Source organism: Paracoccus jeotgali, assembly GCF_002865605.1.
Taxonomy (GTDB): domain Bacteria; phylum Pseudomonadota; class Alphaproteobacteria; order Rhodobacterales; family Rhodobacteraceae; genus Paracoccus; species Paracoccus jeotgali.
In genome coordinates this window covers 359918-384716 of the sequence record NZ_CP025583.1, presented here as the reverse complement: position 1 = coordinate 384716, position 24799 = coordinate 359918, and the positions used below count along the sequence as shown (strand labels likewise).

The following is a 24799-nucleotide window of genomic DNA, read 5'->3' as shown; positions in this document are numbered from 1 at the left end:
GTCACTTCTCGGCGGCCAGCGCCTTTTGCAGCTCGGGCAGGAAGCGGTTGGTGTAATCCTCGCGGATCAGCGGGCCGGCATGGCGGTGCAGGATGCGGCCCTTGCCGTCGATGATGAAGGTCTCGGGCGGGGCGGTCACGCCCCAGTCGATCGCGGCGCGACCACGCGGATCGGCGGCGATCGCGGCATAGGGGTTGCCGTCCTTGTCCAGAAAGCGCTGCGCGTCGTCGGGATTGTCCTTCAGATCGACGCCGTAGACCGGCATGTCGCGGGCCAGCGCCATCAGCGTCGGATGCTCGGCCCGGCAGGGCGGGCACCAGCTGGCCCAGAAATTGACCAGCTTGACGCCCGGCTGGCGCAGCATCTCGGCGGTCAGCAGTTCGTTGTCGTTCAGCGCGGTTTCGGGCAGGCTCGGCGCTTCGCGCCCGATCATGGTCGAGGGCAGGTTGTTCGGGTCCTCGCGCTGCATCCCCCACCAGAAGGTCAGCGCCAGCGCCAGAAACAGCACCGGCGGCAGCAGCATCAGCGGCTTAACGCGCATCGCGACCCCCTTTCGTCGATTGTTCCTGCCGGTTCAGCGCCGCGCGGGCGCGGGCATTGCGCCACAGGCTTTGCACGATCAGCCCGACAATGGCCACGACCGACACGCCGTAAGCGGTCAGCACCGATTGCGTGTATTTGCCAAGTTCCATCATGGGCGGGCCTCGCGGGCTTGCAGGGCGGCGGTGCGGCGAATGCGGATCTCGGTCCGGGTGCGGACCAGCAGCAGGATCAGGAACAGCAGGAAAAACCCGATCATGCAGACGTAAAGCGGGTAGCGATAGACCGCGCTCATCCGCTCTCCCGGGGCGACGGACAGCGACGAGCCCTGATGCAGCCCCTGCGTCCAGAAATGCGCCGCATAGCGCGACAGCAGCGCAAAGACCGAACCGACAAGGCACAGCACCCCGGTCAGATCGGCGGCGCTGTCAGGGTTCTCGACCGCCTCCCACAGCGCGATATAGCCCAGATAGAACAGGAACAGCACCAGAAACGAGGTCAGACGCGGGTCCCATTCCCACCACGTCCCCCAGGTGGGCTGCCCCCAGGCCGCGCCCGTCACCAGCGCGATCAGCGTCATCACCGCGCCGATGGGGGCCGCGGCCTTGGCGGCCAGTGCGCTGACATGGTGGCGGCGGATGATCCAGATCAGCGAGGCGACCAGCATCATGATCCAGATGTTGATCGCCATCATGGCCGACGGCACATGCAGGAACATGATCTTGACCGAGGCGCCCTGCCGGTAATCGGGCGGCGTCGAATAGCCCCAGATCAAGCCGCCCAGCAGGCAGATCGCCGCCAGCGGGACCAGCCACGGCAGCACCGCGCCCGACAGGCGCATGAACTTGACGGGGTTTGCATATTCCCAGATCGACATGACGCGTTCCTAGCTGTTGGCGGGCGGCGGGTGAAGGGGTCAGCGCAGATTGATACGTAATGCCGCAGCGGCGGCAAAGGGGATCAGCGCCAGCGTCGACAGCGAAATCGCGGCCTGAAAGATCAGCGGCGTGGTGGCGTCCATCCCGGCCGCGCCGCGCCGCACGGCCTCGGCCCCGAAGATCAGCGTCGGCACATACAAGGGCAGGACCAGCAGCGACAGCAGCAGCCCGCCGCGCCGCAGCCCGACCGTGATCGCGGCCCCGAAGGCACCCAGCATCGACAGCGCGGGCGTGCCGATCAGCAGCGAGATCAGCAGGTTCGGCACCGCCTGCAGCGGCAGATGCAGCAGCAGCCCGAAAAGCGGCGCAGCGACGACCAGCGGCAGACCGGTGGTCAGCCAATGCGCGCCCGCCTTGGCCGCGACCGCGCCCTCGAGCGGGATGGGGGCGGTCGCCAGCAGGTCCAGCGAGCCGTCCTCGTGATCCAGCGCAAAGATGCGGTCCAGCGACAGCAGGCAGGCCAGCAGCGCCCCCACCCACAGGATGCCCGGCGCGATGCGGCCCAGAATGTCGCCGTCCGAGCCGACGCCAAAGGGCACCAGCGTGCAGAGGATCAGGAAAAACGCCAGCCCCAGCCCGAAGCCGCCGCCGGCGCGGATGGCCAGCCGCAGGTCGCGCAGCAGCAGCGCGGTCATGCGAAGGCCTCGTTGAAACCGGCGGGCCGCAGCCCTGCGGCGCGCGGCCGGGCGCGATAGCCGCCAAGGTCCAGGATCGCCGCCTCGGGCAGCGCGAGTTCGATATGCGTCGCCATGACCGCCGCCCCGCCCGCCGCCAGATGGCCGCGAATAACCGCCGCGAACAGCGCGACCGAATCCGCATCCAGCGACACCGTCGGTTCGTCCAGCAGCCAGACCGGGCGCCCGGTGACCAGCAGACGCGCCAGCCCCAGCCGCCGCTTCTGCCCTGCCGACAGCGCGCCTGCCGGGCGCTCGGCCAGATCGCGCAGGTTCATCGCCTCCAGCGCCGCGTCGATCTCGTCCCGGTCAAAGACCCGCGCCCAGAAGCGCAGATTCTCGGCCACGCTCAGCATCGTCTTCAGCCCGTCGGCATGGGCGGCATAGGCGATGCTGTCCGGCGCTGCGATCACCCGCCCCTCGAGCGGCGGTTGCAGCCCCGCGAGGCAGCGCAGCAGCGTCGTCTTGCCGATGCCGTTGGGGCCGCGCAGGATCAGCGCCGCGCCTGCGTCGACGGTGAAGGACACGCCCTCGACCGTGCGCAGCCCGCCCCGGGCGACGGCGAGATCGACAACGGACAGCAGGCTCATACCGGCAGCAGCGCCGCCGCCACGCGCCGGCCTTCGGAGAGCAGCACGTTGTAGCTGCGTGCGGCCGAGGGCGAGGACATCGCCTCGGCCATCAGCCCGCCTTCGGCCAGTGCGGCAATCAACTCGGCCGGCGGCAGCGCGATCTGCGCGCCCATGCCCAGCAGCAGCACATCGGCATCATCGGCCAGCGCCAGCAGCGCGGCGCGGTCCTGCGGCCCGGCCCACGGGCTGACCCCGCGCGCGGACAGAATGATCCCGCCCTCATGCACGGTGCCGCCGACGCGGAAAAATCCCGGCCCATAGCCTTCGACCGGCACCCGGCCCGACGGATATGCGGCCTCGGTCAGTTTCATGTCTAGGGCTGCGTCGTGAACTGGTCGGGCAGCGCGTCGGGGTCGGGCTTGGACCAGTCACGCTTGACGCCCAGCCACAGCACGATGTTCTTGGCCACATACATGGTCGAATACGCTCCGATCAGCACCCCCCACAGCATCGCGAAGACAAAGCCCCGGATCACGTCGCCGCCCAGCACCAGCAGCGCGGTCAGCGCCAGCGCGGTGGTCACGGCGGTCATCACGGTCCGCGACAGCGTCTCGTTCACCGACAGGTTCATGACGTCGATCAGCGGCATGGACTTGAACTTGATCAGGTTCTCTCGCAGCCGGTCGAAGACGACGACGGTATCGTTGATGGAATAACCCAGAATCGTCAGCAGCGCCGCGATGGTGGACAGATCGAAGCGCAGTTGCAGCAGCGAGAAAATCCCCATCGTCACCACGACGTCATGGACGATCGCCGCCACGCCCCCGACCGCGAACTGCCATTCGAAGCGCAGCCAGATATACAGCAGGATGCCCGCCGAGGCCGCCACCACCGCATAGATCGCGGTCCGTATCAGTTCGCCCGAGACCTTGGGCCCGACCGATTCGACGGCGGCAAACCGGATCTCGGGATCGACGGTCTTCAGCGCCGCCTCGACCGAGGCGATCTGTTCGGGCGTCATCGCCTGCGTGTCCTCGGTCGCACCGATGCGGACCTGGGCCACATGCCGGTTCTCGCCGAAGCTGGGGTCGAAGACCTCGGTGATCGAGACCTCGCCCAGATCCAGATCGCTCAGCGCGGTGCGGTAATCGCTGACTTCGAAGGCGGTCGGGCTTTCGGTGCGAATGGTGGTGCCGCCGCGGAAGTCGATGCCGAAATTCAGCCCCATGGTCAGCAGCAGCACGACCGAAATCGTCACCGCCACCGCAGAGATGCCAAAGGTCAGCGACTGCCAGCGGAAGAAGTTATAGTTGGTTACGTCGGGAACGATCTTCAGACGGAATGCCATGGGTGCCCCTTACAGAACCAGTTGCTTCGGCTTGCGCCATTCATACCACACCACAATCATCAACCGGGTCAGGTAAATCGCCGTAAAGACCGAGGTGACCAGACCGATGGTCAGCGTCACGGCAAAGCCCTTGACCGGGCCAGAGCCGATGAAGAACATCACCAGCCCGGCGATAAAGGTGGTCACGTTGGCGTCGATGATCGCCGACATGGCCTCTTGGAAACCATTGTCGATGGCGGCAGCGACGCGGCGGCCGCGGCGCAATTCCTCGCGGATGCGTTCAAAGATGATGACGTTGGCGTCGACGGCGGTGCCCACGGTCAGCACGATGCCCGCGATGCCCGGCAGGGTCAGCGTGGCCCCGATGGCCGACATGCAGGCCAGCAGCAGGATCACGTTGGTCACCACCGCGATCGAGGCGAACACCCCGAACAGCCCATAGCTGGCGATGGTATAGGCCACCACCGCGATGATCGCGACGATCGAGGCGATGCGGCCGGCGTCGATGCTGTCCTGCCCCAGTTCCGGGCCGATCGTGCGCTCTTCCAGGAAGGTCATCTCGGCCGGCAGGGCGCCTGCCCGCAGCAGAACCGCCAGCTGGGTCGATCCCGCGACATCCATCGAGCCGGAGATCTGCCCCGACCCGGTGGTGATCGCGTCGCGGATGACCGGGGCGGAGATCACCTCGTCATCCAGCACGATGGCGAAGGGCTGGCCGATATTGGCCGCCGTATAGGCCCCGAATTTGCGCGCGCCGGCCGGGTTGAAGGTGAAGTCCACCGCCGGCTGGCCGTTCTGGTCAAAGCTGGGGCGGGCGTTGGTCAACTCCTCGCCGCTGACGACGGGGGTGTCTTCAAGGATGTAATAGACCCCCGGCTCGTCCTGCGAGGGCAGCAGCACATTGCCCACGCCGGGCCGCGCATTGGCGTCGTTGCTGCGGCCGATGACCGGGTTGAAGGTCAGTTTCGCGGTCGTGCCGATCAGCTCTTTCAGTTCGGCGGCGGACCCGATCCCCGGCACCTGGATCAGGATGCGGTCGGCGCCCTGCCGCTGGATGGTGGGTTCGCGGGTGCCGACCTCGTCCACCCGGCGGCGCACGATTTCCAGCGATTGCTGGATGGTGCGGTCGTCGGTGGCGCTTTTCTCGGCATCGGAAAGCTGGATCGTCAGCACCTTGCCCGAGGCAGAGATCGCCAGATCGGACTGCCCTGCCCCGGTCAGCGTGACCACGGGCGTCGACAGGCTGCGGGCGATCTCGACCGCCTTGGCCATCTGGTCGGGGTTCTCGATCTCGACCTGCAATTGATCGGCGGGACCGGGCAGCCGGCGGACCGCGCCCAGCACCTCGCGCTGATCGGCCAGCGCCCGGCGCAGTTCCGGCCACAGCGAGCTCATCCGCGCCTTGTACACATCCTCGGTATGGACCTCGGCCAGCAGATGCGCGCCACCGCGCAGATCGAGGCCCAGATTGACCAGACCGCTGGGCATCCAGTTCGGCCACAGCTTGATCGCGGCCTGTTGGGCGTCGCTGACGAATCCCGCCTTTTCGGCCTCGACCAGCGCGTCGTTATGCGCCTCGACCCTTGCATAGAACAGGTTCGGCGCGGCCCAGAGCAGGCCGATGACGAAGACGGCCAGAATCAGGACGCGCTTCCAAAGCGGGATGTGCAGCATGAATTGCCTGCCTTAGCTGTTGGCGGCGACGGGTTTGACCGTCGAGACGACCTGCGCGACCGAACCGCGCACGATCCGCACCTTGACGCCCTGCGCGACCTCGACGGTCAGTTCCTCGTCCTTGACGTCGGTGATCTTGCCGATCAGCCCGCCATTGGTGACCACCTGATCGCCCCGCTTCAGCGCCGCCACCATGTCCCGATGTTCGCGCGCGCGCTTTTGCTGCGGGCGCAGAATCAGGAAATACATGATGACGAAGATCAGGATCAGCGGGATGAACTGGGCAATCGCGCCGGCACCACCGGCACCACCGGCGGCTTGAGCATAGGCAGGGGAAACGAACATCTGCGGTCCTTTCGGAAAGGCGGGTCTGGGAAGCGGCGCGGGCCGCGCGCACATCGGAATTGCGGCGCAACCTAATGACCGGCACGGGCAATGGCAAGAAACCGCGTCCACCCCGTCGCCCCACAAGGACGTGACGCGGCGTGGACACCGGCTTTTGCCTGTGGCACGGCTTTCCCGACAAGGAGAAACGCCATGCCAGACAGCCTGTCCCGCCCCTCTGCCGCCGCCGCGTCCGACCGCAACCAGACCGAGATCGCGCGCCTGATCGAGATCATGGCCGCGCTGCGCGACCCGGCAACCGGCTGTCCCTGGGATATCGAACAGGATTTCGCCTCGATCTCTCCCTATACCATCGAAGAGGCCTACGAGGTCGCCGACGCCATCCAGCGCGAGGCCTGGGACGAGTTTCCGGGCGAGCTGGGCGATCTGCTGCTGCAGGTCGTCTTCCACGCGCAGATGGCGCAGGAACGGCAAATGTTCGATTTCGCCGATGTCGCGGCGCGGATTTCCGACAAGCTGATCGACCGCCATCCCCATGTCTTCGGCCCGGAGTCGCGTGACAAATCCGCCGCCCAGCAGGTCAAGGATTGGGAAACGATCAAGGCCGCCGAACGCGCCAAGCGAGCCGAACGCGGCGTGCTGGACGGGGTGGCGATGGGGCTGCCGGCGCTGACCCGCGCGGTCAAGCTGCAGAACCGCGCGGCGCGGGTCGGCTTCGACTGGCCCGGCGCGGCCGATGTGCTGGAGAAGCTGGCCGAGGAGACCGCCGAGCTGGTCGAGGCGCGCGAGGCCGCCGATCCCGCCCATCTGGCCGAGGAATTCGGCGATCTGCTGTTCGTCATGGCCAATCTGGCCCGGCATCTGGAGATCGACCCCGAAGAGGCGCTGCGTAACGCCAATGCCAAGTTTACCCGCCGCTTCCAGTCCATCGAATCCGCCCTTGCCCGGCAGGGCAAGCGCCCCGAGGATTCGGACCTGGCCCAGATGGACGCGCTGTGGAACGCCGCCAAGGCCGCCGAGCGCGGCTGAGCGCGCCGCGACCCGCCAACGCCTGACCCGCCGAGACCAAACCCGGCGAGATCAGACCCGACGATAGCTGAGATAGGCCGGCAGCCGCCCCTCGCGCAGGGCTTTTTGTTCATAGCGGGTGGACAGCCAGTCGGGCCAAGCCTCGGCGCGGTGGCTGATCAGTTCGAACCCGGCCTTGGGCAGCTCGACCAGCGTCTGCCGGACATAGGACGGAATGTCGGTCGCGACCCGGAACTCTGCCCCCGGTGCCATGACCCGGTGCAGCGGCAGCAGATGCTCGGGCGTAACGAAGCGGCGGCGATGGTGGCGGGTCTTGGGCCAGGGGTCAGGATAGTTCAGAAACGCCCGCGCGATGCTGGCATCGGGCAGCACATCCATCAGATCGCGCGCATCGCCGGGATGGACGCTGACGTTCTGCACCCCCGCCGCCCGGATCTTGCCGACCAGCATGGCGACGCCGTTGATGAAGGGCTCGCAGCCGATGATGCCGACCTGCGGATAGCGGGCGGCCATATGGACCATATGCTCGCCCCCGCCAAAGCCGATCTCGAGCCAGAGCGGCCGCGCATCGCCAAAGATCGCGCCGGGGTCGATGGGCGTGCGGTCGGGGTTGTCGTCCATGGTCACGCCGCGCGGACGCAGCGCGCCCAGATCCTCGGCCAGATAGCCCTTTTGGCTGCGGCGCAGGGTCTTGCCGTGGCGGCGGCCGTAAAAGTTGCGGCGGGCGGGATTCGGGTCGAATTCATGATCTGACATGGCCGGTCCCATGCCCGCAAGCGCGGGCTCTGGTCAAGACCGCGCGCGCATGACAGGATCGCGCCATTCCCCGACAGGAGCGATGATGACCCCCGATCAACTGCTGCTATTTGCCATCTTCGCGGTCGTGATCGTGCTGATGATCTGGGGGCGGTGGCGCTATGACGTGGTGGCCTTTGCCGGGCTGGTGGCCGGCGTGCTGACCGGCATCGTGCCCAGCGAACAGGCGTTTTCCGGCTTTTCCAACCCCGCCACCGTCACCGTCGCGCTGATCCTGATCGTGACGGCGGGGCTGCAGCGATCGGGCGTGGTGGCGCGGCTGACGCGCATCCTGTCGGGCGCGAAACGGTCGGTCCCGGTGCATATCGCGATCATGGGATCGGTGGGCGCGGCGATTTCGGGCTTCATGAACAACGTCGCGGCGCTGGCGATCCTGATGCCCATCGACGTGCAGACCGCGCGCAAGGCCGGGCGCAGCGCGTCGCCCACCCTGATGCCGCTGGCTTTCGCGACGATCCTGGGCGGCATGACCACGCTGATCGGGACGCCGCCGAACCTGCTCGTCTCGCAGTTCCGCGCGGCCGAGACCGGCACCGGGTTCCGCATGTTCCAGTTCCTGCCGGTCGGCGGCGCGGTGGCGGTGGTGGGGGTGCTGTTCATCGCGCTGATCGGCTGGCGGCTGATCCCGCGTCACGCTAGCGACACCAGCGCGGCCGCCGGGCAGGTCGCGCTGCGCGACTATGTGGCCCAGCTTTTGCTGCCGCAGGGCAGCAGCGCGGTCGGCAAGACCCTGGGCGAGATCGCCACCGATTCCGAGTCCGTCACCATCCTCGCCGTCGAGCGCGAGGGCACGCGCTATTACCGCACCTCACGGATGATCGTGCTGCATGAAGGCGACCGGCTGATCATCGAGGCCCCGCCCGAAGCGATCGAGGATTTCCGGCTGGACCTTGGCCTGTCCTACCCGCCCGGCCCCGGCGACGGCCAGAAATCCGATCGCGAGGCCGAGGCCCGCAGCGTCGCGCTGGATACCGCCGGGCGGATGCTGGTCGAGGCGGTGGTGCCGCTGCGCTCGCGCCTGATCGGGCGGCGCGGCGACGCGCTGTATCACGGGATCGAGGTCGACGGCATCCTGCTGGGCATCCTGCGCGAGGGTCAGACCCTGCGCGAAAAGCTGAACACCAAGCGCATCCGGCATGGCGACGTGCTGCTGCTGCTGCTGTCGGAAAACAACATGGCCAAGGCGCTGGACCCGCGCGACCTGATGCCGCTGGAAGGCAGCGGCACGCAGGTCGCCAAGGATTCGCGGCTGTGGGCGGCGCTGCTGATCTTTGTCGCCGCCATCGCCGCGACCAGCTTCGGGCTGATTTCCATGCCCATCGCGCTGGGTGCGGTGCTGGTCCTGTATGTCGTCGGCGGCATCCTGTCGGTCGAGGATATCTATGACCATGTCGACTGGTCGATCATCGTGCTGCTGGGCGCGATGATCCCGCTGGGCATGGCGCTGGAAACCACCGGCGGCTCGACGCTGATCGCCCGCGGCCTGCAATCGCTGACCGAGGGCTATCCGCCCTGGGTCGCGCTGACGCTGCTGATGGTGGCGACGATGACCATGTCGGACGTGCTGAACAACAACGCGACGACGGTGCTGGCGGCGCCGGTCTCGATCCAGCTGGCGGCACAGATCGGGGTGAACCCGGACGCGTTCCTGATGGGCGTGGCGGTGGCGGCGTCCTGCGCCTTCCTGACCCCCATCGGGCACCAGAACAACACGCTGATCATGGGGCCGGGCGGCTATCGCTTTGCCGATTACTGGCGCATGGGCCTGCCGCTCGAGATCCTCGTGATCGCAAGCTCGGTTCCGCTGCTGCTGATCGTCTTTCCGCTATAGCCCCCCCGCCCCCGCGCCGGCCGGCGCGCGGGGCGGGGCGCCGGGTCAGGGTGCCAGACGGCTGATGATGACGGTGACCTCGGGCTTCTTGCCGATCTCTTCCATCGTCACCTGACGGGTGATCTTGCGGACCGCGTCCTCCAGCTTCTTGTCGTCGGCGACGGTCTTGGCGTCGGCGCGTTCCAGAAACTCGGCCAGCTCGTTCTCGACCTGCTGGGCCAAGGGCGCGGACGACCGGCCCTGCTCGGGCAGGCCCATCGTCTCGACCCAGGCATCGGGGAACGGGGTGTCATGCTCATCGACCAGCACGCTGACCATGGCGTGCCCGTTCAGCGCCATGCGGATGCGGTCGCGGACGACGCCGTCCATCGCCCCAATCAGCACCGAGCCATCCAGATAAAGCCGCCCGGTCTCGATCCGGTCAACCACGCGCGGCTTGCTGCCGGTCAGGTCCAGCATCGTGCCATTGGTCGCCACGACCGAGGCGATGCCCTTTTCCGTGCCCAGCTTGGCATGTGCGCGCAGATGCATGTGCTCGCCATGCATCGGGATCAGGATCTGCGGCTTGAGGAGATCATGCACCGCCTCGAGATCCGGCCGGTTGGCGTGGCCCGAGACGTGATAGATCCCGTCATCGGCGTCGAACACGTCCACGCCCATTTCGGACAGCTGGTTCATGATGCGGATCACGCCGCTTTCATTGCCGGGGATGGTGCGCGAGCTGAAGAGGAAGCTGTCCCCTTCGGCCAGACGCAGGCCCAGATAGCTGCCGCGCGACAGTTGCGCGGTGGCGGCCCGGCGCTCGCCCTGGCTGCCGGTGACGATCAGCATGACCTTGTGACGCGGCAGCTCGGCGGCCTCTTCCGGGCTGATGGTGGCCGGAAACTGCGTCAGGATGCCGGTTTCGGTCGCCGCCTGCACCATCTTGCGCATCGCGCGGCCCAGCAGACAGACCTTGCGCCCCGAGGCGACGGCGGCATCCGCCAGCGTCTTCAGCCGCGCCACGTTCGAGGCAAAGGTCGTGGCGATCACCATCTGCGGCTGCGCGACCACGAACTCCATGATCGGATTGGCCAGAACCGACTCGGACCGGCCCGGATGGGTGGAAAACACGTTGGTCGAATCGCAGGTCAGAACCTTGACCCCATCGCCCTCGCGCGCGATCTCGTGCCACAATTGCGGGTCGAAGGCCTCGCCCACGACCGGCGTGCCGTCCAGCTTGAAATCGCCGCTGTGGACGACCCGGCCCGCCGGGCTGTCGATGATCATCGCCGAGCTTTCCGGGATCGAGTGGCTGATCGGCACGAACTGCACCTTGAACGGCCCGGCCGTGACGGTTTCGGGCCGCGCCTCGACGATCCGCAGCGCATCGGTCTGGACGCCGCGTTCCTCGAGCTTGAGCCGCGCCAGCGTGCCGGTGAACTTGCGGCAATAGATCGGCGCGCCGATCCGGTCCCACAGCAGGCCGATGGCGCCGACGTGATCCTCGTGCCCGTGGGTGATGAAGATCGCGTCGATGCGTTTGCGATTGGCCTCGAGCCAGGCGATATCGGCCATGATCAGGTCGATGCCGGGCGAGCTGTCCATGTCGCCGAAAGTCACCCCCAGATCGACCACGATCAGCCGTTCCTTGCCGGCCGGGCCATAGCCATACACATAGGCATTCATGCCGATCTCACCGGCGCCGCCAAGCGGCATGTAAATCAGACGGTCAGACATTCCCCGCCTCCTTGTTGAATTCATAAATAAGACGCAGGCCTTGAACCGTCAGATCGTCCTCGACACTGTCGAAGACGTCGGTGCCCTGCTCGAACAGCGGCGCGAGGCCGCCGGTTGCGATGACTTTCATTGGCCGGTCACGCTCGGCCCTGATTTTCTCGATCACGCCTTCCACAAGGCCGATATAGCCCCAGAAGATCCCCGACTGGATGCAGGCGATGGTGTTGCCGCCGATCACCTGATCGGGCTTGGTCACATCGACATGCGGCAGCGAGGCCGCGCCCGCATGCAGCGCCTCGAGCGAGAGGTTGACCCCGGGCGCGATGACGCCGCCGACATAGGCGCCGTCCTCGTCCGAGACGTCGAAGGTGGTCGCGGTGCCGAAATCGACGACGATCAGCTCGCCGCCATGACGGGCATGGGCGGCCCAGGTGTTGACGATCCGGTCCGGCCCCACCGTCACCCCGGCATCGACGCGGGGATAGGCGGGCAGCAGGCAGTCGGGCCGTCCCACGACCAGCGGCCGGGTGTTGAAATAGCGGTTGCACAGCACCCGCAGGTTGAAGACGACGCGCGGCACCGTGGACGAGATGATGCAGGCGGTGATGTCCATCTCGAAATGGCGCAGGGTGATCAGCGTTTCAAGCCAGACGAAATATTCGTCCGCCGTGCGCCGGTGATCGGTGGCGATGCGCCAATGGGACACGAATTTCGTCCCGTTCCAGATCGAGAAGATGGTGTTGGTGTTGCCGGTGTCGATACAAAGCAGCATCAGAAATACACATCTGCGGCCGGCACCGATTGGCGTCCGGCCGGGGTGGTCAGAAGCAGGGCGCCGCCCTCGTCGATGCCGTCGAAACGCCCGACCAACGCGACGCGCCCGGTGCGGGCGGTGATGGTCTCGCCCAGCCGCGCGGCGCGGGCCAGAAAGGCGCGGCGGATGGGGGCGAAGCCTTCGGTCAGCAGCCGACCCTCCCACGCGGCGAAGGCGGGGGCGAGCAGGTCCAGAAAATCCTCGGGCGTGATGGTGATGCCGGTCTCGGCGGCGACGCTGACGGGGGCAAAGGGCGCGTCCGGGTCGGCTGGCGGGGTGGCGGCCAGATTCACACCGATGCCCACGGCCAGCGCGGACACCGCGCCGCCATGTCCGGCGCTTTCCAGCAGGATGCCGGCCACCTTGCCGCCGTTCAGCAACACGTCATTGGGCCATTTCAACGCCAGCCGCGCCGCCGGCCCGGCGACCGCGGCAATCGCATCGGCCACGGCCAGCGCCGCGACAAAGGAATAGAGCGCCGCCTGCGCCGGGTCGCCCGCCGGCCTCAGCGCCAGCGAGCCGGCGAAATTGCCCGCCGGCATGGCCCAATCACGGCCACGGCGGCCCCGGCCCTGATACTGGTCATGGGTGACGATCCAGGCCGGGCCGGGATGCCTTGCGGCATGGCTCAGCGCCTCGGCATTGGTCGAGGCGCAGCGCGGCAGGACATGCCGCGCCACGCCCTCGGGCCAGGGGCTCAGATCACTCAACGCGTGCCGGGGTGGCGGGCGGCGTCGCCACGATCACGGCAGGGGTGGCAGGATCGGCATCGGCGGCGGCGACCACGGCCGCGCCGCGGATCGGGCTGTCGTCCACGGTCAGCAGCGCCTCGGCCGCGCGGCCAGCGGCGCGGTCAACGCCCAGCATGCTGATCGAACCCAGCAGCATCACCGCCGCCGAGGCGACCAGCAGACCCATCGAGGCCGGGCTCATCCGGCTGCCCAAGGGTTCGATCTCGGCCCCGAAATACATGTAGTAGACGATCCTAAGGTAATAGAACGCCCCGATGACCGAGGCGACCACGCCCGACACCGCCAGCCACGTCATGTCGGCATCGACGGCGGCGTTCAGCACCCCGAACTTGGCGAAGAAACCCAGCATCGGCGGCACGCCGGCGAGGCTGAAGAACAGGATCAGCACCGCCAGCGCCTTGATCGGCTCGTCCCGCGCGAACTGGTGCAGCCCGGCCAGATCGGTGACCGGCACCCCGTCGCGTTCCAGCGACATGATCCAGGCGAAGACGCCCACATTCATCACCGCATAGATCGCCATGTAAAGCAGCATGGACTGCACGCCAAGCGCCGTCCCCGCCGCCAGACCGACCAGCGCGAAACCCATATGCGCGATCGAGCTATAGGCCATCAGCCGCTTGATGTTGGTCTGCGCGATACCCGCGATCGAGCCGAGGAACATCGACAGCAGCGCCAGCACCGCAAGGATCTGCCCCCAGTCCTCGGGCACGCGGCCAAAGGCATCGGTCAGCACGCGGGCCAGCAGCGCCATGGCGGCGACCTTGGGCGCGGTGGCAAAGAAGGCGGTGACGGGCGTCGGTGCGCCCTCATAGACGTCGGGGGTCCACATGTGGAACGGCACCGCGCTGACCTTGAAGGCGAGGCCCACAATGACGAAGACCATGCCGAACATCAGCCCGACCGGCTGCGGCCCGCCCTGCACCACCTCGATGATGCCGCGGAAATCCGTGGTTCCGGAAAAGCCGTAGATCAGCGTCACGCCATACAGCAGCAGCCCCGAGCTGAGCGAGCCGAGCACGAAATATTTCAGCCCCGCTTCCGAGGATTTGACCGAATCCCGGCGCATGGCGGCGATGACATAGAGCGACAGCGACTGCAGCTCGAGCCCCATATACAGCGTCAGCAGGTCGCCGGCCGAGACCATGACCATCATCCCGATGACCGCCAGCGCGATCAGGATCGGAAACTCGAAGCGCAGCATGTTGCGACGCTCCATGTATTCGGCGCTCATGGCGAGGATGGCGGCGGCCGAGGTCAGGATCACGATCTTGCAGAACAGCGCGAAGCCGTCTGCGATGAACATGTCGTAGAAGGCGAGCCCCTGCGCGGGACGGCCCAGACCGATGAAGGCGGCCAGCGCCAGAAACACCGCGACGGTGACCCACAGCAAGGTGCCCGCGATGCGGTCCTTGCCCATATAGGCCCCGACCAGAAGCGCCAGCAGGGCAAAGCCCGCCAGCACGGTTTCCGGCATGATGATCGTGAAATCGAGCGAAGTCATGACGGTCCTCTTACTGCTCGGCGGTGGCCGGATCGGCCCCGGTCGTGGCCTCGACCACGCGATAGGCGGCGGGGTCCGAGGGCTGGCTTTCGGTCGCGGTGGCGACATGGGTAACAAGCGCGTTGACGCTGGGGCCGGTGATGTCGGTGACGACGCGCGGATAGACCCCCAGCCACAGCGTCATGGCGATCAGCGGCACGAAGATCCAGCGCTCGCGCGCGGTCATGTCGGTGATCGACTTCAGGCTCTCTTTCAGCAGCGCCCCCAGCGTCACCCGGCGATACAGCCACAGCGCATAGCCGGCCGACAGGATCACGCCGGTCGTGGCCACCAGACCGACCCAGGTATTCTCGCGGAAGACGCCCAGCAGGGTCAGGAACTCGCCCACGAAACCCGAGGTGCCGGGCAGGCCGACATTGGCCATGGTGAAGAACATGAAGACCAGCGCGTATTTCGGCATCCGGTTGACCAGCCCGCCATAGGCGTCGATCTCGCGCGTGTGCATGCGGTCATAGATCACGCCGACCAGCAGGAACAGCGCGCCCGAGACGAAGCCATGCGACAGCATCTGGAAGATCGCCCCGTCGACGCCGACCTGGTTGGCCGCAAAGATGCCCATGGTCACGTAACCCATATGCGCGACCGAGGAATAGGCGATCAGCTTCTTCATGTCCGACTGCGCCAGCGCCACCAGCGAGGTATAGACGATGGCAATGGCCGACAGCCAGAACACGAAGGGCTGGAACAGGTCCGAGGCGACCGGGAACATCGGCAGGCTGAAGCGCAGGAAGCCGTAGCCGCCCATTTTCAGCAGCACCGCGGCCAGCACGACCGATCCCGCGGTCGGCGCCTGAACGTGCGCGTCGGGCAGCCAGGTATGGACCGGCCACATCGGCATCTTGACCGCGAAGCTGGCAAAGAAGGCCAGGAACAGCAGCGTCTGCACGCCGCCGACCACGGTCAACCCCAGCAGGCGCATCGGTTCGGACGAGAAGTCGAAGGCCAGCAACTGCTCGATATCGGTGGTGCCGGCGGCGCGATACATCACGACCATGGCGACCAGCATCAGCACCGAGCCGAGGAAGGTATACAGGAAGAACTTGAACGCCGCATAGATCCGGTTGGCGCCGCCCCAGATCCCGATGATCAGGAACATCGGGATCAGCCCGGCCTCGAAGAACAGGTAGAACAGCATCAGATCAAGCGCGACGAAGACGCCGATCATCAGCCCTTCCAGCACCAGGAATGCGATCATGTATTCCTTGACGCGGGTCTTGGTGTCCCAGGTGGACAGCACCGTCAGCGGCATCAGGAAGGTGGTCAGCATCACGAACAGGACCGAGATCCCGTCCACGCCCAGCTTGTAGCGCAGCCCGATGATCCAGCTGCGATCCTCGACGAATTGGAAGCCCGTATTGGCGGAATCGAAGTTGAACAGCACATAGAGCGACAGCGCGAAGGTGGCGGTGGTGGCGATCAGCGCCAGCCATTTCGCATTGCGGTTCGACGCCTCGTCACCGCCGCGCAGGAACAGCGCCAGGATCAGCGCCGCGACCAGCGGCAGGAAGGTCACGATCGAGAGGATATTGGTCATCTTACATGCTCCCCCGCGCCATCACCCAGATCAGCAGCGCCACGATCCCGACCACCATCGCGAAGGCATAGTGGAACAGATAGCCCGATTGCAGCCGCGACGAGGCGCGGGTCAGACGCGGGATCAGCCCCATGGCGACGCCGTTGATCAGGCCGTCGATGGTCCGCCCATCGCCACCCCGCCACAGCGCCCTGCCGATCCAGCGGGCCGGCCGCACGAAGACATAGTCGTAGATCTCGTCGAAATACCATTTGTTCAGCAGGAACTCATAGAGGGGCCGCTGCGTCGCGGCCAGCTTGGCCGGCGCGGCGGGATAGCGGACATACATCATCCACGAGGTGAACAGCCCCAGCAGCATGGCGACAAAGGGCGACACCTTGACCCAGACCGGCGCCTCATGCGCCTCGTGGATCATGTGGTTGTCGGGGTGCAGATAGATCGCCCCGCCCTGCGGCGCCGCGACATCGGTGCGCAGCACGCCGTCTTCCTGATGGTTCTCGGCCGGCTCGCCCTCGATCACGGCGTGCGCCTCAACCGGTTGCAGGTGGAAGAAGCTTTCGACCCGGTCGCCGAAGAAGTCCTGATACCAGACCATCCCTGAAAAGATCGCGCCGATGGCCAGCACGCCCAGCGGAATGGTCATGACATGGGGCGATTCATGCGCGTGCTCATGCGTGTGGCGGTCGCCGCGCGGCGTGCCCCAGAAGGTCATGAACATCAGCCGCCAGGAATAGAAGCTGGTAAACCCGGCCGAGATCACCAGCGCCCAGAAGGCGAAGCTGTTGCCGACATAGGCGCTTTCGATGATCGCGTCCTTGGACAGGAAGCCGGCGAAACCGATGGTGGTCAGCGGGATGCCGACGCCGGTGATCGCCAGGGTGCCGATCAGCATGGCCCAGAAGGTCAGCGGCACCTTGTGGCGCAGACCGCCGTAATTCCGCATGTCCTGCTCGTGATGCATGGCATGGATGACCGAGCCGGCGCCGAGGAACAGCATTGCCTTGAAGAAGGCGTGGGTCAGCAGGTGGAACATCGCCGCCGAATAGACGCCCACACCCGCCGCCACGAACATATAGCCAAGCTGCGAACAGGTCGAATAGGCGATGACGCGCTTGATGTCGTTCTGGACCAGACCCACGGTCGCGGCAAAGAACGCGGTCGCGCCGCCGATGATGGTGATGAACAGCGTCGCCTCGGGCGCGAATTCATACAGCGGCGACATCCGGCAGACCAGGAATACGCCCGCCGTGACCATGGTCGCGGCGTGGATCAGCGCCGAGACCGGGGTCGGGCCTTCCATCGCGTCGGGCAGCCAGGTGTGCAGGAAAAGCTGCGCGGATTTGCCCATCGCACCGATGAACAGCAGCACGCCCAGCAGGTTGGCGGCGTTCCAGTCGGTCCACAGGAACTGCACGCGGGTCTCGGCAATGGCCGGCACCTGCGCAAAGATTTCGTCGAAGACGACGGTGCCGGTCAGCCACCACAGCCCGAAGATGCCCAGCAGGAAGGCGAAATCGCCGACCCGGTTGACGATGAACGCCTTCATCGCGGCGGCATTGGCCGAGGGTTTCTTGTAATAGAAGCCGATCAGCAGATAGGAGGCGACGCCCACCCCTTCCCAGCCGAAGAACATCTGCAGCAGGTTGTCGGCCGTCACCAGCATCAGCATGGCGAAGGTGAAGAAGGACAGATAGGCGAAGAACCGCGCCTTGTAGCGCTCGTTCGCGGTCCAGTTCTCGTCATGGGCCATGTAGCCGATCGAGTAGAGGTGGACCAGCGCCGAGACGGTCGTGACGACGATCAGCATGATCGCGGTCAGCCGGTCCAGCCGGATCGACCATTCGGCGACGAAATCGCCGGTCACGATCCAGTCCATCACCGGGATGTGGCGGACCTGGCCGTCAAAGCCCAGAAACACGACCCAGCTCAGCGCGCAGCACAGGAAAAGCACGCCGGTGGTCAGATATTGCGCGGCGGTCTCGCCGATCAGGCGCCAGCCGAAGCCGGCGATCAGCGCCGCAATCAGGGGCGCAAACAGGATGATCTGTTCCATATCCGGTTCACCCCTTCATCACGTTGACATCTTCCACGGCAATGGTGCCGCGGTTGCGATAGAAGACGACCAGGATCGCCAGACCGACGGCGGCCTCGGCCGCGGCCACGGTCAGCACGAACATGGTAAAGACCTGTCCGCCCAGATCGCCCAGATGCGCCGAGAACGCGACAAAGTTCATGTTGACCGCCAGCAGCATCAGCTCGATCGACATGAGGATGATGATGACGTTCTTGCGGTTCACGAAGATACCGAAGATGCCGGTCACGAACAGGATCGCCCCCACCACCAGAAAATGCGTCAATCCGATCATTTATCGTCCCTCTTGGCATCGCGGCTGGGGCGGGACTGACCCGCACATGCCGCGACTAGGCTGGCGTTCCGCTGGCCCGTCTTCATGACAGCCCCTGCCCCGGTTTCACGTCGCGCAGTTCAAGCTGCTTGGCAGGGTCGGTCAGCATCTGTTTCATCACGTTCTGCCGCTTGATGTCGCGGCGGTGGCGCATGGTCAGCAGGATCGCCCCGATCATGGCAACCAGCAGCACCAGACCGGCCAACTGGAAGGGCAGGAAATAGCGGTCATAAAGCACCAGCCCGATGGACGCGGTGTTATAGCTGTTCTGCGCGATCGGTGCGGCGCGCAGATCGGCGGCACCGGCGGCGGGCTCCCACCCCGAAAACGCCATGCCCAGCACGGTCAGCAGGACCAGCGCCACGACCAGCCCCAGGGGCAGGAAGCGCGCCAGTTCGCCCCGGAACTTGGCGAAGTCGATGTCGAGCATCATGACCACGAACAGGAACAGCACCGCGACGGCGCCGACATAGACGATGATCAGCAGCATGGCGACGAATTCCGCCCCCTGCAGCACGAACAGACCCGCGGCGCAGAAGAAGGTCAGGATCAGCCACAGGACCGAGTGGACCGGGTTGCGGGACAGCACGACCATGACCCCGCCGAGGCAGGCGGTGATGGCGAACAGGTAGAATGCAAAGACGATCACGCCTCGTCCTCCTCCTCATAAACGCGGGCCGCGATGTCCAGCGCCTTCTGCATGGCGGGCAGGCCCGCGAACATGCTCATCTGATAGATCGTCTCGGCGATCTCGCGCCGCGTCGCGCCGGCTTCCAGCGCGTGACGGATGCTCAGCCGCAGCTGCGGCTCGGCCAGCGCGCCCTGCACGGTGATCGCGCCGATGGTCAGCAGCAGGCGGGTCTTGGCGTCCAGCCCGTCTCGGTTGAAGGTGCGCCCGAACCACATTTCCAGCACATCGGCCGGCATGGTCGGGATCAGCTTTTCGAATGCGCGCGAGTCGACATGTTCCAGCGCAGGGTTGAAGGCGCGGGCCATTTCCTGACCCGACTGCATCATCTGCGCGAACATCTTCTGAAATTGATCGGTCATCTGTAGGGCGCGTCCAGCGCGAGGTTGCGGGCGATCTCCGCCTCCCAGCGGGCGCCGTTTTCCAGCAGCTTTTCCTTGTCATAGAAAAGCTCTTCGCGGGTCTCGGTGGCGAATTCGAAGTTCGGACCTTCGACGATGGCATCGACCGGGCAGGCTTCCTCGCAGAAGCCGCAATAGATGCATTTGGTCATGTCGATGTCATAGCGCGTGGTCCGGCGCGAGCCGTCCTCGCGCGGTTCGGCGTCGATGGTGATGGCCTGCGCGGGGCAGATCGCCTCGCACAGCTTGCAGGCGATGCAGCGCTCCTCGCCCGAGGGGTAGCGGCGCAGCGCGTGTTCACCCCGGAAACGCGGCGATAGCGGGCCCTTTTCATGCGGGTAGTTGATGGTTTCCTTGGCGCCGAAGAAATAGCGCACGCCCAGCCCGAACCCCTTGATGAAGTCCCACAGGAAGAAATACTTCGTCGCCCGCGCAAGATCGAAAGCCATGATCAGCGCTCCTGCAGACGTTCCGCGACAAAGCGGTCGAAAGCGGCGACCAGGGCCCGGATCTGGGCCTCGTCGCTGGTCGCCAGCGCGTGGTCGGCCAGGAAATGGGCGAACTCGGCCTTGTCGGTCTCGCTGGCGCGGGTCAGTGCGGTGGCAATGGTCTGTTCAGACATCGTTTCAACCTCCGATCACGGCGGCGCTTGCGGGCGCCAGTTGGTCCCAGCGCACCCAGAAGCCGCCAAGGACATCATAGCGGGCGAGGATCGCGACCAGCACCACCCAGCCCAGAGAGAGAGGCAGGAAAACCTTCCAGCCGATCCGCATCAACTGGTCGTAGCGATAGCGCGGCACCAGGGCCTTCACCATCGAGAACATCCAGAACCAGAACCACATCTTCAGCACCATCCACAGCGCGCCGTCGGGCAGGCCCGGGATCGGCGACAGCCAGCCGCCGAAGAACAGCAGCGAGATCAGCGCGCACATCAGGTAGATGGCGATATATTCGCCGGCCATGAACAGCAGATACGGGGTCGAGCCGTATTCGACCATGTGACCCGCGACCAGTTCCGATTCCGCCTCGGCCAGGTCGAAGGGCGGACGGTTGGTTTCCGCCAGCGCCGAGACGAAGAACAAGACCAGCATCGGCAGATGCGGCAGCCAATACCAGCTGAGAAGCCCTGCCCCCGACTGCGCATAGACGATCGCGCTGAGGTTCATCGAACCGGTGGACAGGATGATGCCGATGATGATCAGCCCCATCGACACCTCATACGAGATCATCTGCGAGGCCGACCGCAGCGACGCGAGGAACGGGTATTTTGAGTTCGACGCCCACCCGCCCATGATCGTGCCATACACCTCGAGCGAGGAGACCGCGAAGATGAACAGGATCGCCACGTTCACATCCGCCATCACCCAGCCCGGCGCAAACGGCACCGCGACAAAGGCGATCAGCGCCAGCGTCATCGACAGGAATGGGGCGAGGAAGAAGACGAACTTGTCGGCGCCCGCAGGCACGACGACTTCTTTCAGCACATATTTCAGCGCATCGGCGAAGGTCTGCAGCAGCCCCCAGGGACCGACCACGTTCGGGCCGCGCCGCATCTGGACCGCAGCCCAGATCTTGCGGTCGCCATAGACCATGAACACCAGCGAGATCATCACGAAGGCGATGACCGCCAAGCCCTGCGCCAGCAGGATGATGGCGTGCCCCCAACCGGATGCCCAGAATTCAGCCATTCTCTGTCCCTTTCACAGGCCCACCTGCTGTCACGCGAGCGGGAATTCCGTGCGCCCTGCAGTCGCGCAGGGTCTGTTCTCGTTCCATGACCAGCAGGCCAGGGGGCGCGGTGCGCGACAAGGTGAAGATCGACTCCACCTGCCGTTTCCCCGCCGATTCGGTCGTGGTCGTGCGGATATGGCGGGCATACGGCGTCTTGCTGCCCTGCGACCACGCAGCCAATGTGCAGGTGGCATAGGCAAAGGCGGCGCTGTCGTCCACCCCCCGCGTCAAGCTGACCCGCACCGCGACCAGATCGCCCGCCGCCATCCCCGACCGCGTCGCGGGCTGCGTGCCGCCGCGGCGCACGGGTTCGCGCAGCAGGACGACGCTGCCGCCCAGAAACGCCTGGGGCGGGGTCGGGACGATGCGCGAGGGCAAGGCGGGGCGGCTGCGGCCGGCAAATTCTTCCAGCGCCGTTTCCTGCGCGCGCTTCGGGCGGGGCAGGTTCTCGGGCATGACCGAGCTGTCCTCGACGATGACATCGGAAAGCGCCAGCATGGCCCCGCCCTCATCGCCCAGCACCTCGCGGCCGCGCGCGGAATCAAGTCGGGTTCGTGTCACCGAGCCGTCGCTTTCCAGGATCATCAACTCGCCGCTTTTGGTCGACAGCCCGGCAAGGACCGAGGTGTCAGCCGTCGGGCCTTCCAGTTGCAGCGGCAGGGTCGCGGGCTTGGTCGGCGGCGGCTGGTGCAGCCCGCCATCGCCCGGACCGGCGCAGCCGGCCAGCACGGCCAGCGCCGTTGCTGCGGTCCTGCCGAGATGAGGCGAGCGCTGCATGGACTGTCCCTGCCTTGCCTGCCGCTATTCCGCCGCCACGGGCCGGGCCTGCGCCCGTGCCGCCGCCAGCGCCGACAACTCGCCCATCAGGGCCGAGGCCCGCGCGATCGGGTTCGTCAGGTAGAAATCCTTGATCGGATTGCGGAAATCGGCGCGGCCCAGATCGAAGCGTTCCAGCGGCTGCCATTCGTTCTCCGGCACCTGATCGATGCGCGCGAAATGCGGCACGACCTCGACCATGGCGCGGCGCAGCGCGGCCAGGCTGTCCCAAGGCAGCGTCTGGCCCAGCTCGGCCGACAGCGCCCGCAGGATCGCCCAGTTCTCCTTGGCGACGCCGGGGGCAAAGTTCGCGCGCATGGCCAGTTGCGGCCGGCCCTCGGTGTTCACGAACAGCCCGTTTTCCTCGGTATAGCAGGCGGCAGGCAGGATCAGATCGGCGCGATGCGCGCCCCGGTCGCCATGGCTGCCCTGATAGATCACGAAGGCACCCGGCGCGATGTCGACCTCGTCCGCGCCGAGGTTATAGACCACCTCGGCCCCGTCGATGGCGGCGTCCAGCCCGCCTTCGGTGACGCAGCCCAGATCCATCGCCCCCACCCGCGAGGCGGCGGTGTGCAGGACCAGCAGCTTGGAGTTGCTGTTTTCGCACAGGCGCATGGCATGGGCCAGAACCGCCGCGCCATCGGCCTCGCGCAGCGCGCCCTGCCCCACGATCACGATGGTCGGGCGGGCGCGGATGTCGTCGGTCATGTCCTGTGAGGACAGCGTTTCCAGCGCCGCGCGGTCGGTGCCGAGATGGGTGTAGTCATAGGTCAGATCGACCGCCTCGCCGATCAGGCTGATCTTGGCGCCGTGGGTCCACGCCTTGCGGATGCGGGCGTTCAGCACCGGCGCCTCGGTCCGGGGGTTGGTGCCGATCAGGTGGATCATGGCGGCGCCGTCGATTTCCTCGATCCGCGCCGTCCCGACATAGCCCGAGCGGTTGCCGGCCGGCAGGCGGGCGTTGTCGGTGCGGCACTCGACCTGCCCGCCCATGCCCTCGATCAGCTGCTTGAGGCTGAAGGCCGCCTCGGCCGGGGCCAGATCGCCGACCAGACCCACGACCTTGCGGCCCTGCATGGCGGCGGCGGCGGCGGCCAGCGCCTCGCCCCAGACCGCCGGGCGCAGCTTGCCGTTTTCGCGGATATAGGGCTTGTCGAGGCGCTGGCGGCGCAGCCCGTCCCAGATGAAGCGGGTCTTGTCGCTGATCCATTCCTCGTTCACGCCGTCATGGTTGCGGGGCAGGATCCGCATGACCTCGCGGCCCTTGGTGTCGATGCGGATGCTGCTGCCCAGCGCGTCCATCACGTCGATGGATTCGGTCTTGGTCAGTTCCCACGGGCGGGCGGTAAAGCTGTAGGGGCGGCTGACCAACGCGCCCACCGGGCACAGGTCGATGATGTTGCCCTGCAGGTTCGAATCGAGCGTCTGGTTCAGATAGGCGGTGATCTCGCTATCCTCGCCGCGCCCGGTCTGGCCCATCTGCGTGATGCCGGCGACCTCGGTGGTGAAGCGGACGCAGCGCGTGCACGAGATGCAGCGCGTCATGTGCGTCTCGACCAGCGGGCCGAGGTCCAGCTCCATCGCCGCGCGCTTGGGCTCGCGGTAGCGGCTGAAATCGACGCCGTAGGCCACCGCCTGATCCTGCAGGTCGCACTCGCCGCCCTGATCGCAGATCGGGCAATCGAGCGGGTGGTTGATCAGCAGAAACTCCATCACCCCCTCCCGGGCCTTCTTGACCATGGGCGAGTTCGTCAGGATCTCGGACGGCGCACCATCGGGACCGGGCCGCAGATCCTTGACCTGCATGGCGCAGGACGCCGCGGGTTTGGGCGGGCCGCCGACGACCTCGACCAGACACATGCGGCAGTTCCCGGCGATCGACAGACGCTCGTGATAGCAGAACCGCGGGATCTCGATCCCGGCCAGTTCGCAGGCCTGGATCAGGGTCAGGTTCGGATCGACCTCGATTGCCGTGCCGTCGATCTTGATTGTGCGCAGATCTGCCATGTTCAACGTCCTTACCTGGCCACCAGCAGAGATCCGGCGACCGACTTGCTTGCAATTTCATTCCGCCCGATGCGGCAGAAGGATTCGGCATCCCCCGCACGCGCCCCGTTGCGGGTCAGGTAGTCTTCCGCGACGGCATAGATGCGGGCGCGGTCCGGCTTGCTGTCCAGAAAGGCCTCGATCTCGGCCGCGGGATAGCCCTTCTGCTCGGCATAGCGCTTGAGCGCACGCGCCGCGCTCCACGCCGCGACCAGCCGCGCCTCGATCGAGGGGCATTCGCGCCGGATGCGGTCGGCCACGCGGGCGGCCACCAGCCGGTCGTTGATATAGCGTTCCTGCGCCAGCGGTTCGAGCGCGGCGGCAGGCGAGGCGAGGGTCAGCGCAAGGGTCAGCGCGGCGGCAAGCAGTTTCGGCATCTGGCGGTCCTTTCGGGCGGGTGACCCGGCAGGATAGTCGGAACGGCCGCCGACCGCATGACACGGATGCGTCATGGATAGGTGATCGACAGGCCCCTGCGCCATGCGACATCTGCGTCCATTGGCCGGCGCGGCCTTACGCGCGGGCAGCGCCAGCGGCGACATGGCCAGCGGCCTGTCCCCCT

The 24799-nt window shown here is 66.4% G+C and carries 27 protein-coding genes; 2 read left to right on the top strand and 25 right to left on the bottom strand.

From position 1 onward, the window contains the following. Position 1 precedes the first annotated feature (1 nt). Genes CYR75_RS01960 through yajC form a run of 9 tightly spaced genes read right to left on the bottom strand, consistent with a single transcriptional unit; the run spans position 2 to position 6091 of the window. Complete coding sequence (locus CYR75_RS01960) at positions 2-541, bottom strand: DsbE family thiol:disulfide interchange protein (protein ID WP_225972799.1); 540 nt, start codon at positions 539-541, stop codon at positions 2-4. Then, positions 531-695, bottom strand: coding sequence for a heme exporter protein CcmD (gene ccmD, locus CYR75_RS01955; RefSeq protein WP_101498603.1), 165 nt, complete (start codon positions 693-695; stop codon positions 531-533). The genes CYR75_RS01960 and ccmD overlap by 11 nt, the downstream gene beginning before the upstream one ends. Continuing rightward, the gene (locus CYR75_RS01950) at positions 692-1417 is read right to left on the bottom strand and encodes a heme ABC transporter permease (RefSeq protein ID WP_101498602.1); all 726 of its coding nucleotides are present in this window, start codon (positions 1415-1417) and stop codon (positions 692-694) included. The genes ccmD and CYR75_RS01950 overlap by 4 nt, the downstream gene beginning before the upstream one ends. A gap of 39 nt (positions 1418-1456) precedes the next feature. After that, positions 1457-2113 (bottom strand): heme exporter protein CcmB, encoded by a 657-nt coding sequence (gene ccmB, locus CYR75_RS01945; RefSeq protein ID WP_101498601.1) that lies wholly within the window; start codon positions 2111-2113, stop codon positions 1457-1459. After that, positions 2110-2742, bottom strand: coding sequence for a heme ABC exporter ATP-binding protein CcmA (gene ccmA, locus CYR75_RS01940; RefSeq protein ID WP_101498600.1), 633 nt, complete (start codon positions 2740-2742; stop codon positions 2110-2112). Before ccmA ends, ccmB begins: the two co-directional genes overlap by 4 nt. Further along, positions 2739-3095 (bottom strand): Mth938-like domain-containing protein, encoded by a 357-nt coding sequence (locus CYR75_RS01935; RefSeq protein ID WP_101498599.1) that lies wholly within the window; start codon positions 3093-3095, stop codon positions 2739-2741. Before CYR75_RS01935 ends, ccmA begins: the two co-directional genes overlap by 4 nt. A 2-nt stretch (positions 3096-3097) precedes the next feature. Further along, positions 3098-4072, bottom strand: a complete 975-nt coding sequence (gene secF / locus CYR75_RS01930) for a protein translocase subunit SecF (protein WP_101498598.1) — start codon at positions 4070-4072, stop codon at positions 3098-3100. Between the two features lie 9 nt (positions 4073-4081). Continuing rightward, positions 4082-5746, bottom strand: coding sequence for a protein translocase subunit SecD (gene secD, locus CYR75_RS01925; RefSeq protein WP_101498597.1), 1665 nt, complete (start codon positions 5744-5746; stop codon positions 4082-4084). 12 nt (positions 5747-5758) lie between these two features. After that, entirely contained in the window at positions 5759-6091 is a 333-nt protein-coding gene (gene yajC, locus CYR75_RS01920) for a preprotein translocase subunit YajC (RefSeq protein WP_101498596.1), read from the bottom strand. Between the two features lie 192 nt (positions 6092-6283). Between yajC and mazG the strand changes: the two genes are divergently transcribed. Further along, on the top strand, positions 6284-7120 hold the full coding sequence (gene mazG / locus CYR75_RS01915) for a nucleoside triphosphate pyrophosphohydrolase (RefSeq protein ID WP_101498595.1): 837 nt from the start codon (positions 6284-6286) through the stop codon (positions 7118-7120). A 51-nt stretch (positions 7121-7171) separates the two neighbouring features. Here the strand turns inward: mazG and trmB are convergent, their stop codons facing one another. Beyond that, entirely contained in the window at positions 7172-7876 is a 705-nt protein-coding gene (trmB, locus tag CYR75_RS01910) for a tRNA (guanine(46)-N(7))-methyltransferase TrmB (RefSeq protein ID WP_101498594.1), read from the bottom strand. An 82-nt stretch (positions 7877-7958) separates the two neighbouring features. Here trmB and CYR75_RS01905 point away from each other — a divergent pair, with 82 nt between their 5' ends. Beyond that, entirely contained in the window at positions 7959-9767 is a 1809-nt protein-coding gene (locus tag CYR75_RS01905; protein ID WP_318778992.1) for an SLC13 family permease, read from the top strand. A gap of 45 nt (positions 9768-9812) precedes the next feature. Here CYR75_RS01905 and CYR75_RS01900 read toward each other — a convergent pair whose 3' ends face one another. From CYR75_RS01900 to CYR75_RS01835, 15 genes are all read right to left on the bottom strand, one after another. After that, positions 9813-11486, bottom strand: a complete 1674-nt coding sequence (locus CYR75_RS01900) for a ribonuclease J (protein WP_101498593.1) — start codon at positions 11484-11486, stop codon at positions 9813-9815. Continuing rightward, complete coding sequence (locus CYR75_RS01895; protein ID WP_101498592.1) at positions 11479-12258, bottom strand: type III pantothenate kinase; 780 nt, start codon at positions 12256-12258, stop codon at positions 11479-11481. The genes CYR75_RS01900 and CYR75_RS01895 overlap by 8 nt, the downstream gene beginning before the upstream one ends. Further along, a complete protein-coding gene (locus tag CYR75_RS01890; RefSeq protein WP_101498591.1) occupies positions 12258-13010 on the bottom strand; it encodes a biotin--[acetyl-CoA-carboxylase] ligase in 753 nt (250 codons plus the stop codon). Before CYR75_RS01890 ends, CYR75_RS01895 begins: the two co-directional genes overlap by 1 nt. Beyond that, complete coding sequence (nuoN, locus tag CYR75_RS01885; protein ID WP_101498590.1) at positions 13003-14553, bottom strand: NADH-quinone oxidoreductase subunit NuoN; 1551 nt, start codon at positions 14551-14553, stop codon at positions 13003-13005. Before nuoN ends, CYR75_RS01890 begins: the two co-directional genes overlap by 8 nt. Positions 14554-14563: 10 nt before the next feature. Next, complete coding sequence (locus CYR75_RS01880) at positions 14564-16147, bottom strand: NADH-quinone oxidoreductase subunit M (protein WP_101498589.1); 1584 nt, start codon at positions 16145-16147, stop codon at positions 14564-14566. Position 16148: 1 nt separating this feature from the next. Next, complete coding sequence (gene nuoL / locus CYR75_RS01875) at positions 16149-18200, bottom strand: NADH-quinone oxidoreductase subunit L (RefSeq protein WP_101498588.1); 2052 nt, start codon at positions 18198-18200, stop codon at positions 16149-16151. A 7-nt stretch (positions 18201-18207) separates the two neighbouring features. After that, a complete protein-coding gene (nuoK, locus tag CYR75_RS01870) occupies positions 18208-18513 on the bottom strand; it encodes an NADH-quinone oxidoreductase subunit NuoK (protein ID WP_101498587.1) in 306 nt (101 codons plus the stop codon). A gap of 82 nt (positions 18514-18595) precedes the next feature. Continuing rightward, positions 18596-19201: an NADH-quinone oxidoreductase subunit J gene (locus CYR75_RS01865; RefSeq protein ID WP_101498586.1), complete on the bottom strand. Its 606-nt coding sequence runs from the start codon at positions 19199-19201 to the stop codon at positions 18596-18598. Then, positions 19198-19602 (bottom strand): carboxymuconolactone decarboxylase family protein, encoded by a 405-nt coding sequence (locus tag CYR75_RS01860; RefSeq protein ID WP_101498585.1) that lies wholly within the window; start codon positions 19600-19602, stop codon positions 19198-19200. The genes CYR75_RS01865 and CYR75_RS01860 overlap by 4 nt, the downstream gene beginning before the upstream one ends. After that, complete coding sequence (nuoI, locus tag CYR75_RS01855; protein ID WP_101498584.1) at positions 19599-20090, bottom strand: NADH-quinone oxidoreductase subunit NuoI; 492 nt, start codon at positions 20088-20090, stop codon at positions 19599-19601. Before nuoI ends, CYR75_RS01860 begins: the two co-directional genes overlap by 4 nt. 2 nt (positions 20091-20092) lie before the next feature. Further along, positions 20093-20263 carry a hypothetical protein gene (locus CYR75_RS16195; RefSeq protein ID WP_192876672.1) on the bottom strand — a complete coding sequence of 57 codons (171 nt, stop codon included), beginning with the start codon at positions 20261-20263 and terminating at the stop codon, positions 20093-20095. Positions 20264-20267: 4 nt separating this feature from the next. Next, on the bottom strand, positions 20268-21329 hold the full coding sequence (nuoH, locus tag CYR75_RS01850) for an NADH-quinone oxidoreductase subunit NuoH (protein WP_101498583.1): 1062 nt from the start codon (positions 21327-21329) through the stop codon (positions 20268-20270). Continuing rightward, positions 21322-22149, bottom strand: coding sequence for a hypothetical protein (locus tag CYR75_RS01845; RefSeq protein WP_101498582.1), 828 nt, complete (start codon positions 22147-22149; stop codon positions 21322-21324). The genes nuoH and CYR75_RS01845 overlap by 8 nt, the downstream gene beginning before the upstream one ends. Before the next feature lie 24 nt (positions 22150-22173). Next, entirely contained in the window at positions 22174-24198 is a 2025-nt protein-coding gene (gene nuoG / locus CYR75_RS01840) for an NADH-quinone oxidoreductase subunit NuoG (protein WP_101498581.1), read from the bottom strand. Between the two features lie 11 nt (positions 24199-24209). Further along, positions 24210-24614 carry a DUF5333 domain-containing protein gene (locus tag CYR75_RS01835; protein ID WP_101500814.1) on the bottom strand — a complete coding sequence of 135 codons (405 nt, stop codon included), beginning with the start codon at positions 24612-24614 and terminating at the stop codon, positions 24210-24212. Positions 24615-24799 lie beyond the last annotated feature (185 nt).